The organism is Spiroplasma sp. Moj (assembly GCF_016082285.1).
In the GTDB taxonomy this organism is placed as follows: domain Bacteria; phylum Bacillota_I; class Bacilli_A; order Mycoplasmatales; family Mycoplasmataceae; genus Spiroplasma; species Spiroplasma phoeniceum.
Genome location: NZ_MQTY02000012.1, coordinates 1 through 750 on the forward strand (window position 1 = coordinate 1; position 750 = coordinate 750).

The following is a 750-nucleotide window of genomic DNA, read 5'->3' on the forward strand; positions in this document are numbered from 1 at the left end:
GTATATGGTACCTCACAATCAAAATGCTGTTATTAGTTTATTAAATCAAAATGGCGTTAAACATGAAATGCAAACATTAAGTATTGAAAGAAAAAGAATAAGTTAGAAAGGAGTTTTAATTAATGAAACAAGATAAAACAACTTGATTAAAGGGTGCNTTACCTTGAAATTGATTTAAAAAAGANCCTATTCCAACTTATAATTGAACTCATAAAGATATTAGAGAATGAGAAAGAAAATATAAAATTAGGAGTTGGNTAGTTAGTTTTTATACATTAATATTTTTATTATTAAATTGTTGATTAGAATATGGAATGATTAATGCAATAAAAGATAATATTAATTGATATAATTATGGTCAATATTGAGGTAATGGCATTGCTATTTTATTAACACCTTTATTTACGNATGGAATTCAAGGCATATTTGTTGCTAGTAGTAAACCAAAAGTAGATATGAAAATTGATATTCCACGATTAAAAATATCTAAAATGGGATTAGTATTTACAATTTTACCTTTAATTACTTTAATAATTTCTTTAATTATAATTTGAATTGATAAATCAAAATGAAAAAAAGACCATTTAAGACATTGCTTAGATTGTCGGATTAATCCGCGAGTTATTCAGCCAAGAATAGCAAAACAATGAAATAATTTAGATGATATAACAGAAGAAAATAACAAAGAATTAAATTTAAAATAGACTATATATATATTAGGGGTGGTAGATATTTTTTGGGTGNNTATAT